The sequence below is a fragment of the Paraburkholderia sp. genome, from assembly GCF_034668105.1.
GTDB lineage: Bacteria > Pseudomonadota > Gammaproteobacteria > Burkholderiales > Burkholderiaceae > Paraburkholderia.
Map to the genome: position 1 here is coordinate 1 of NZ_JAXDPY010000041.1, position 9776 is coordinate 9776.

Sequence of the window (9776 nt, forward strand, 5' to 3'; positions counted from 1 at the left end):
AGAGCGACGACCAAGCCCCGCGCACGGCGTTCTCGCTCTGGTTCGATGTCGAGGACGACGAGTACAAGGACATGGCCGTGGCGCTCAGCGGCAGGAGCCGCGTGCTCGAAGCATCGGAGCAGGGCTATCGCGCCTTTACGACGCGCCATGATCGCGAGCTTGCTGCCGGCACGCTGGTCCGCAAAGCGTTGCTCGATGAGTTTCGCGAGCGGCTCGACGAGCGCGTCGCCGCCCAGGGAATCAACGTCGCGCGGCTCGCGCATGCACTGAAAGCGGCGCTGGCGATACCGCAACGCGATGGCTGGTCGTTCGGCGAGGAGCATGGCCGGATCGACGGCCGGCGCCTCGCGCAACTGGTGAGTTCTCCCGCTGAACGGCGCCTGTTCCGGCTTGAGCGCAACCCGCCCAGGGCGGACTGCGTGGTCGGCTTCCTGATCGACTGCTCGGGTTCGATGAAAGCGCATATCGAGCCGGTGGCGGTCATGGTGGACGTCCTTACCCGCGCGCTCGACCAGGCGGGCGTGACCACCGAGGTACTCGGTTTCACCACCGGCGCCTGGAACGGCGGCCGAGCCCGGCTCGACTGGCTGGCGCAGGGCCGGCCGGCTCATCCAGGCCGGCTCAATGAACTGTCTCATCTCGTGTTCAAGGACGCCGACCGGAGCTGGCGACGCGCCCGCGCCGATATCGCGGCACTCTTCAAGGCAGACCTGTTTCGCGAGGGCGTGGATGGCGAGGCGCTCGACTGGGCCTGTGGGCGCCTCGTCGCGCGTCCTGAAGCGCGGCGCATGCTGATCGTGATCTCCGATGGCAGCCCGATGGACAGCGCGACGGGGCAGGCCAACGACGCCTTCTATCTCGACAACCATCTGAAGTCCGTCGTGGCACGTCACGATGCGTTGCGCGACGTTGAGGTGCTGGGTTTGGGCGTCGGCCTGGATCTCAGCCCGTATTACCGCCGATGTCTCGCCGTGGATCTCTCCGTGCCGCCGGATATGAAGCTGTTCGCGCAGATCGTCGGGTGGATAGGGGCGCGGGGGCGGGGCGGAAAAGGGTAGAGGGCGCAGCGGCTTACTGTTTCAAACTTACCGCTTCACGTCGACGGCTTCACGTTCACAGATCAGGCCCATGGCTGCACATTAGCGGCTTCGCATTCAAGGCCACGCGGCGTCACGTGTATCTTGCGGCGCCTGTCAACGCCAGCTGATTCTGCATCCAGCCACTGCTCATGAAGCGTGATGCGGTATCCCATGCGCACTCACCGGCTCAGCCGCGGCTTGCGCCTGCACAGCCGTCACCGCGATCACGTAGTAGACATCGTCCGCGCTGCAGCCGCGCGAAAGATCGTTGGCCGGTTTGTTCAGGCCTTGCAGCAACGGGCCGATGGCCTTCGCATCGCCGATCCGCTCAGCCAGTTTGTAGCCGATATTGCCGGCCTCCAGACTCGGGAAAATCAGCACGTTGGCGTGCCCCTGCACCTGCGAATGATCGATTTTGCGCAGCGCGATTTCGGAGACGAGTGCCGCGTCCAGTTGCACGTCGCCGTCGATCGCCAGCTGCGGGCGCGCGGCTCTCACCTGACGCGTCGCTTCCACCACCTTGTCGACCGCCGCGTGCCGGGCGCTGCCGCTGGTCGAGAACGACAGCATGGCCACGCGTGGCTCCTCCATCAGCAGGCTTTGCGCGCTGTCGGCCGCCGCCATCGCGATCTGCGCGAGTTCACCGGCGTCCGGGTCCACCACCAGTCCGCAATCGGAAAAGATCAGGCCGCCTTTGAGGGTGTGGAAGGGCTCGCACAGCATCATCAGAAAGAAGCTCGACACCAGCTTGAACGACGGCTGGATACCGATGATCTGGATCGCCGTGCGAACCACGTCGGCAGTCGTGTGGACTGAGCCGGCCACCGAGCCGTCGGCGTGACCGAGCCGCACCATCAGGTTGGCGAAGCAGAGGGGTTTGAGAACTTCCTGTTGCGCTTCTTCCAGTGTCATGCCTTTTTTGCTGCGCAGAGCGAAGAGCGCCTCGGAAAACGATGAGGTGAGGGGCGAGGTCGCGGGGTCCACCAGCTCCATGCCGGCCAGCTCGATGTTCTGCCCGGCGGCCGCGGCACGAATGCGCGCGCTTTGACCCACCAGCACGATGCGGGCGATACCTTCGCGCGTGGCGCGATGCGCCGCCTGCAACATGCGGGGATCTTCCGCTTCGCAGAGCACGATGCGTCTGGGCGAGGTGCGGGCGCGTTCAATGATGCGGTTGATGGCTTTCATGGGGCGGGGGCGGCGGTCATGATTGAGGAACGGAGCAGCAAGCGGAAAGCAGCAAGCGGAAAGCAACAAACGGAAAACAGCAAACGAAACAGGCCGGAAACGGCAAAGAAAGCCCCGTTTCCGGCCCGCCGGGCGCGAGGAAAAATAACCCCGCGCCCACACCCTCGGACAACGGACCGCTCAGACATAATCCTTGTACTTGTCCAGCAAACGCACGGGCTTGGCCAGCGCATCGCGGCGGAACGGATCGCCGAGTTCGCGGGTGCACATGATCTCGATGATGGTGGTCTTGCCGTGGTTCATCTGCGCATCGATCGCACGCTTTAACGCCGGGCCGACGTCCTCGAGCCGATCCACCGTGACACCTTCGGCGCCCATCGCGCGAGCGATACCGGCGAAGCTCTGATTGTCCAGTTCACCGGCCACGAAGCGGCGGTTATAGAAGTCCACCTGGTTCTTCTTCTCGGCGCCCCACTGCCGGTTATGGAACACCACCGCGGTGACCGGAATGTTGTGACGCACGCAGGTCATGGTTTCCATCAGGCTCATGCCCCATGCGCCGTCGCCGGCGTACGAGACCGCGGGACGATGGGGCGCCGCAACCTTGGCGCCGATGATGGTCGGGAACGCGTAGCCGCAGTTGCCCCAGCTCATCGCCGCGAAGAAGCTGCGCGGCTTGGTGAAACGCAGGTAGCTGTTGGCCACGGAGTTGATGTTGCCGATGTCGGTGGAGACCATCACGTCGTCCGGCATGGCCTTTTCGAGTTCGCGCAATACCTGGCGCGGATGCAGATAGTGACCGCCGCCGGGCGTGCGCTCGTTTTTCTGCTCTTCGATCATGTCCATGCTGTACGGGTCGCGCTCGTGGGTCCAGCCGTCGAGTTCCTTCTCCCATGCGGCCTTCTCCGCGGCGATGTGGCCGGCGCGGTCTTCACGCGAGGCGTCGCAGGCGAGCGTGCGGCCTTCGAGACGCTGCGTGAGCGCAACCGCGGCGGCCTTGGCGTCGCCGCAGATGCCCACCGAGATCTTTTTCACGAGACCCAGCATCTTGTGATCGGCGTCGATCTGGATGATCTTGGCGTTCTGCGGCCAGTAGTCCATGCCGTGCTGCGGCAACGTGCCGAACGGCCCCAGACGCGAACCGAGCGCGACCACCACGTCGGCGCGCTGGATCAGCTTCATCGCCGCCTTGGAGCCCTGATAGCCGAGCGGACCGCACCACAGCGGATGGTCGGCGGGGAACGAGTCGTTATGCAGGTAGCTGTTGACGACCGGTGCGCCGAGACGCTCGGCCAGTGCCTTGCATTCCTCGATCGCATCGGCCATGACCACGCCGCCGCCCGAGATGATCACCGGGAATTTGGCCTGGGCGAGCAGTTCGGCTGCTTCATTCAAACGTTGATCGCCGCCGGGGCCACGGTCGAGGCGCTGCGGCTGCGGGATCTCGGCCTTGATCTGGCCATAGAAATAATCACGCGGAATGTTGAGCTGGGTCGGGCCCATTTCGGCCAGCGCGCGGTCGAAGCAGCGGCCGGTGAATTCGGCCATGCGCGCGGGGTGGGTGACGTGGCCTTGATACTTGGTGAACTCCTGGAACATGGGCAGTTGCTTCGCTTCCTGGAAGCCGCCCAGACCGATGCCCATGGTGCCCGCCTCGGGCGTGATCATGACCACCGGGCTGTGCGCCCAATAGGCTGCCGCGATGGCGGTCACGCAATTGCTGATACCGGGGCCGTTCTGGCCGATCACCACGCCATGGCGGCCCGACACGCGCGCATAGCCGTCGGCCATGTGGCCGGCGCCCTGTTCGTGCACCACCGGGATCAGGCGAATGCCGGCGGGCGCGAAGATGTCCATCGCGTCCATGAAGGCCGAACCCATGATGCCGAACATGTCGGTCACGCCGTTCGCGGCCAGGGTTTCAACGAACGCTTCCGAAGGGGTCATGGCCTGCGGGCCGCTGACAGGGGTGTGATCGCTCATGAGGGCTGTCTCCGTTGTTTAATGAAACCGGAACAAAACGTTCCGAAAAGTAGTTATCTAAAATGTAGAGCATGCACCCGACATGGTCAATAGGCGATGCAACGAAAACGGTACAATTTGTCTCGAAAATTAATGAAAGCTGTGCAGCGCGAGTGCGCGAGCGAGCCGCTCAGTCCCACGGCAGCGAATAGGTCTTCACATTGGTGAAGCTTTTCATCGCTTCCTGGACGCCTTCCTTGTAGCCAAGACCCGAATCCTTGATGCCGCCGAACGGCCTTGCACAGCCCGGATTCGGCGGTGATCAGACCGGCGATTTCCTCGGTACGCCGTCTGACCGCATCCGCTGCGCGCAGCAGGATCTGTGAGCGCTCGTAGCGCGTGAGGCGGGCACGATACTGGTGGGCCCAGGCAAAGGCGCGCCGCACGTCGGCGAGCGTCGCCTTGGGCACGGTGCCGACCAGTTCGTTGGTATAGGGATTGAAGACTTCGATGATCTCCGCGTGCCGGATGAGTTCCCCGCCGATGCGCAGCGCTTCATGACGAACCTGCGGCGCGGGCCAGACTTTCGCGATTGAATTCATGCTGCACTCCAGCGATAACGGACAACTGAAGTATTGCGGAGAGCACCGCAAGACGAGTAGTGCCAGCCGCCGCCAATCGCTGAGTCCACGCCGAACCAGTCACACGCGGCCTTTCCACGGCACCAGCACGCGCTCCAGATGGCGCATCAGCAAGTCGAAGCACAGCGCAAAGAAGCCGATCACGATGATGCCCATGATCACCACGTCGCTGGCGAGGAACTCCGCGGCGTTGAGCACCATGAAGCCGAGGCCGCTGGTGGACGCCACCATTTCCGCCGCAACCAGTGTTGTCCAGCCGACGCCGATGCCGATCCGCATCCCCGTGAAAATCTCCGGCAGCGCGGACTTCAGAATCACATACAACACTACCTGCGTGCGCGAGGCGCCCATCGAATAGGCCGCATGAATCTGCTCGATCGACACCGAACGCACGCCGGATCGCGCGGCGATAGCGAGTGGCGCGAAGATGGCCAGGTAGATGAGAAAGACCTTGGAGAATTCACCAATGCCGAACCAGATGATGATCAGCGGCAAATAGGCGAGCGGCGGCAGGGGACGATAGAACTCGATCGGTGGATCGAAGATGCCGCGTGCAAAACGCGAAACGCCCATCATGACCCCGATCGGAATCGCCGTCACGCAGGCGAGCGCGAAGGCACCGAACACGCGCAACAAGCTGATGCCGGTATGCTGCACGAGCGTGGAATTGGCGAAACCTTCCGTGGCGACGTAGATGAACTTGGCATACACCGCTTGCGGCGAGGGCAGAAAGAGCGGCTTGATCCAGTGCAGGTTGGTCGCGACGAACCACAGTCCGATGAACAGGCCGACTGTCACGAGGCTCGTCACGATGCTGCTGCCGTGGCCCGGTACGCCGAAGGTGTCGCCAGGTCTGGCCGGTTTCTTCGCGAGAAGCCGTGGGCGGCGGCCAGGAGTGCGGGGTGGTTCCATCGTCGTGTCGGATCCGAGTGGGGCATGCTGGCCGTGCGCCAACGCGTGAGCCCGTTTTGAACTAAACATGTGTCACCTCGGCTTCGGCGGCGTGCATTTTCTCGTCGCCGTAAATGATGCTGAGCACGCGCTCGCGCATGTCGATGAAATCCGGGCTCGACTTGATGGCCCGCGCGTCGCGTGTTTCCAGAAAGCGTCGATTGAAATCCAGTTCGTAGGTGTGCGTGATGCGCCCGGGGCGCGGCGACATCACGATCAGATGGCTGGCCAGAAAAAGCGCTTCCTCGACGCTGTGCGTGATGAAGAAGAACATCTTGCTGGTCTTCGTCCAGACGTCGAGCAGTAGTTCCTGAATGGTTTCGCGGGTCAGCGCGTCGAGCGCGGCCATCGGCTCGTCCATCAGCAGCATGGCGGGGTCGCAGGTCAGCGCGCGGGCGATGCCGACCCGCTGCTGCATCCCGCCGGAGAGCTGATAGATCATGTGCTTGTGAAAGTCCTGCAAGCCGACCAGCGCGAGATTGCGCGCGGCGATTTCGCGCCGCTGCGCTTTCGGCACGCCCTGAAGCTTCAGGCCGAACTCGGCGTTGTCGATCACGTTGAGCCACGGCAGCAGTGCGTGCTTCTGAAACACGACGCCGCGGTCCGAGCCCGGTCCGCTGATCGGCGCGCCGCCGAGCAGCAACTCGCCGCTGGTCGGCGCGATGAAGCCCGCCATCAGCGACAGCAGGGTGGTCTTGCCACAGCCCGAAGCACCCAGCGCGACGACGAAGTCACCGGCGTTGATCGTCAGATCGATGTCGTCGAGTGCATGGACGGTCTGGCCGGGCTTGCGGCCCGGAAAGACCACGCTCACATTCTTGACTCTCATGCTTTCCATGTTGCCTCCTGATTCGACGGAATCGGACTACGTCATTTGAGTTTCATTGCCGCTTCGGCATACACCGGGGTCACGAACTTCGAGTAATCGGGCAGCACCGCGCTGATCTGTTTCTGATCCTTCAGGAAGTTGGCCGTGTCCTTCAGCGCGAAGGCCGCGCGGCCCGCGCTGCCGCCGCCCAGCCATTGCGAGGAGGCCTGCTCCTGGAGCGTCGGAAACGCGTACAGCGAGAGCGACGCCGGGACATCGGCCGGCGAGCCGCCGATCATCTTCGCGATCGCGGCGGCCTGCGGCGAGGTGGCGTTCCACTGCGCCGCATTCTTGCGGTATTGATCGTCCGCATCGGCGATGGCTTTCACGAGCTTTGCCATGAAGTCCTTATGCGCCTCGCCCCATTGGCGATCGACCGCAATGCCGTCGAAGGTCGGTTTGCCGAGCTTGGACAGGTCGCCGGAGGTAATCAGGACCTTGCCGTTCTTCTTCAGTTGCGCGAGCGCGGGATCCCACACGTAGGCGGCGTCGATATCGCCGCGCTCCCATGCCGCGACCAGCTGGTTCGGCTGCATGTTGAGGATCTTCACCTCGGACGGATTGATGCCCCAATGCTGCAGCGCGAACATGGTGTGATAGTGGGTGGTCGAGACGAACGGCACGCCGATCGTCTTGCCCTTCAGATCGGACGGTTTGGTGATGCCGGAACCGTTGCGCACCACCATCGCTTCGGCCTGGTTGATGTTGTCCAGAATCCAGAAGAGCTGCAGGTCGAGCCCCTGGCTGACCGCCGCGGCGAGCGGGCTCGAACCGATCACGCCGACCTTCACGTCACCCGAGGCCATCGCGGTGGCCACCTTCGCGCCGGATTCGAATTGCCGCCAGTTGATCTTGTAGCCCGTGTCTTTCTCGATGGAGCCGCTCGCGATCGCGACGACCCATGGATCGACGATCTGCTGATAGGCGATCGTGACTTCCTTGTCCTGCGCGTAGCCGGGCTGCGCCACCAGGCAGGCGAGCGCGGCGATTGCAGCCACCGTCGCCACTGTCGTGCGGCGCGCCAGAGCGCCGAACCAGCGGGACAACTTCGGTTGTTTGTCGCTTTTCATCGTAGATCTCCAGAATGGCCTTGTGGGTACGCGAATACACGTGAATCCAATACCCGCCGACGGGGGCTTGTCCCAATCGCCGACAATGGGTTGATGCGAGTATCGTTAGTAAAAAATGTTGCGGGTTAGGGCCAGACGTGGCTGATCGTTGAGTCCACATCCCCGCACCAGAACGGGCGGCGCCGCCGTTTCCCCCCGACAGCCGCCCCGGTGGCTAGTCCGCGTTTTTTTGCGCGTCCACAATGCCGGTGTCCGCCTTTGCGCGGGCGGGCTCCGCCGACAACAATCAGAGGAGAAAGCATGGCAAGTCGCACCTCGGTGGCTCTGTGGAGCCAGCGATTCCAGCGTTCACCCGAATCGAACATGAGCCTCCAGGGCCAGATTCGCCAGATGCTGGTGGCCGCGATTCTGGACGGGCAGCTCCTGCCGCATCACGCGCTGCCGTCGAGCCGCGAGCTGGCCGATCAGTTGAGCGTCGCCCGCAATACGGTCGTGCTCGCTTATCAGCAGCTGGTGGAAGAGGGTTATCTGATTTCGCGTGAACGCAGCGGGCATTTCGTCAATCCGGCCATCCTCGAAGGGCGGCACGACTTTGCCCCGCTGCAAACGGTCCCGGAGCAGGCGGCCAATGAGGCGCTCGCGCGGCCGGATTGGGATCAGCGCGTCAGAAGACGGCCGTCCTCGCAGCGCAACATCGTCAAGCCGGGCAACTGGCTGAGTTACGAATACCCGTTTATCTACGGACAATTCGATCAATCGCTGTTTCCGACCAACGACTGGCGCGAATGCTGCATGAAGGCGCTATCGGTGATGGAGATCCGCAACTGGGCGCCGGACCTGATCGAGCGCGACGACGATACGCTGATCCAGCAGATCCGCACGCGCGTGTTGCCGCGGCGCGGCGTGTTTGCGATGCCGGATGAAATCGTCGTGACGATCGGCTGCCAGCAGGCGCTCTATCTGATCGCGGATTTGCTGGCGAGCGAGCGCACCACGATCGGTTTTGAAAACCCCGGCTATCCGGATGCCCGCAATATCTTCGAGAACCGCAATGCGCGGCTGCAGCCGCTGCCGGTGGATAGCGGCGGCGTGCGGCCGGTCGAGGACGCCGATCTTCTCGCGCAATGCGACTACGTCTATGTGACGCCGAGCCACCAGTGCCCGACCACGGCCACCATGCCGATCGAGCGGCGTCATGCGTTGCTGGAGCTCGCGCAGAAACACGACTTCGTGTTGATCGAGGACGACTACGAGAGCGAAAACAATTTCTCCGGCGCGCCGCATCCGGCGTTGAAGAGCCTGGATACAGCGGACCGGGTGATCTATATCGGCAGCCTGTCGAAGACGTTTGCGCCCGGGCTGCGCCTGGGCTATATCGTCGGGCCGCGTGAACTGGTGCGCGAACTGCGGGCGCTGCGGCGTCTGATGGTGCGCCACCCGGCTGCGTATATTCAGCGCGCGTTCGCCACGTTTCTGGCGCTTGGGCATCATGACGCGCTGCTGCGGCGGCTTGCCCACGCCTATCGGGAGCGTGCCCAGGCGCTGATGACGGCGCTCGACACGCATCTTCCCGAGGCTCGCTATCTGCCGGTGGGCGGCGGCGCCTCGTGCTGGGTCGAAGGACCGCCATGGCTCGATGCAACGCGCCTTGCCGCGGATGCGCAGGCGCATGGCATTCTGATCGAACTGGGGCGGGTTTTCTTCATGACCGGCCTGGAGCAGAACCACTGCTTCCGGATGGGCTTTTCGGCCATCAAGCTCGAAAAGATCGATGCGGGCGTGCGCCTGCTCGCGGAGTTAGTGCGCGCGCAGCAGCCGAAGGACTAAAGAGCGGGATAAGCCGCGAAATGAGCCGCGAAATGAGCGGGGGAATACGCGGCACAACAAGCGGGCACAACCAGCAGCACAACCAGCAGCACAACCAGCAGCACAACCAGCAGCACAACCAGCAGCACAACCAGCACAACAACCAGCACAACAAGCGGCGTATCAGCGTTGGAACAAGCCGCAGAATCCG

8 protein-coding genes and 2 pseudogenes are annotated in these 9776 nt (G+C 63.4%); 2 read left to right on the forward strand and 8 right to left on the reverse strand.

The window, feature by feature from the left end:
* Positions 1-1058: cobaltochelatase CobT-related protein (locus QOC89_RS02145; RefSeq protein WP_416340330.1), on the forward strand; the 1058-nt coding region annotated here is incomplete at its 5' end.
* A 168-nt stretch (positions 1059-1226) separates the two neighbouring features.
* Here QOC89_RS02145 and pta read toward each other — a convergent pair.
* The 7 genes and pseudogenes from pta to tauA form a co-directional block, all read right to left on the reverse strand.
* Positions 1227-2267: a phosphate acetyltransferase gene (gene pta / locus QOC89_RS02150; RefSeq protein WP_323043511.1), complete on the reverse strand. Its 1041-nt coding sequence runs from the start codon at positions 2265-2267 to the stop codon at positions 1227-1229.
* A 180-nt stretch (positions 2268-2447) separates the two neighbouring features.
* Positions 2448-4250, reverse strand: a complete 1803-nt coding sequence (gene xsc / locus QOC89_RS02155) for a sulfoacetaldehyde acetyltransferase (RefSeq protein WP_323043512.1) — start codon at positions 4248-4250, stop codon at positions 2448-2450.
* A 169-nt stretch (positions 4251-4419) separates the two neighbouring features.
* Positions 4420-4524, reverse strand: a pseudogene (locus tag QOC89_RS31780) (hypothetical protein); the annotation flags it as partial.
* Between the two features lie 4 nt (positions 4525-4528).
* Positions 4529-4831 (reverse strand): annotated as a pseudogene (locus QOC89_RS02160) (aldehyde dehydrogenase family protein); the annotation flags it as partial.
* A gap of 99 nt (positions 4832-4930) precedes the next feature.
* The gene (locus QOC89_RS02165; protein ID WP_416340331.1) at positions 4931-5851 is read right to left on the reverse strand and encodes an ABC transporter permease subunit; all 921 of its coding nucleotides are present in this window, start codon (positions 5849-5851) and stop codon (positions 4931-4933) included.
* Positions 5844-6659 (reverse strand): taurine ABC transporter ATP-binding protein, encoded by an 816-nt coding sequence (locus tag QOC89_RS02170; RefSeq protein ID WP_323043514.1) that lies wholly within the window; start codon positions 6657-6659, stop codon positions 5844-5846. Before QOC89_RS02170 ends, QOC89_RS02165 begins: the two co-directional genes overlap by 8 nt.
* Before the next feature lie 32 nt (positions 6660-6691).
* Entirely contained in the window at positions 6692-7759 is a 1068-nt protein-coding gene (gene tauA, locus QOC89_RS02175; RefSeq protein WP_323043515.1) for a taurine ABC transporter substrate-binding protein, read from the reverse strand.
* Between the two features lie 300 nt (positions 7760-8059).
* Here tauA and QOC89_RS02180 point away from each other — a divergent pair, with 300 nt between their 5' ends.
* Complete coding sequence (locus QOC89_RS02180; protein WP_323043516.1) at positions 8060-9586, forward strand: PLP-dependent aminotransferase family protein; 1527 nt, start codon at positions 8060-8062, stop codon at positions 9584-9586.
* Here the strand turns inward: QOC89_RS02180 and QOC89_RS02185 are convergent.
* Positions 9583-9776 (reverse strand): hypothetical protein (locus QOC89_RS02185; protein ID WP_323043517.1); only part of this gene is annotated, 194 nt, incomplete at its 5' end. The genes QOC89_RS02180 and QOC89_RS02185 overlap by 4 nt on opposite strands.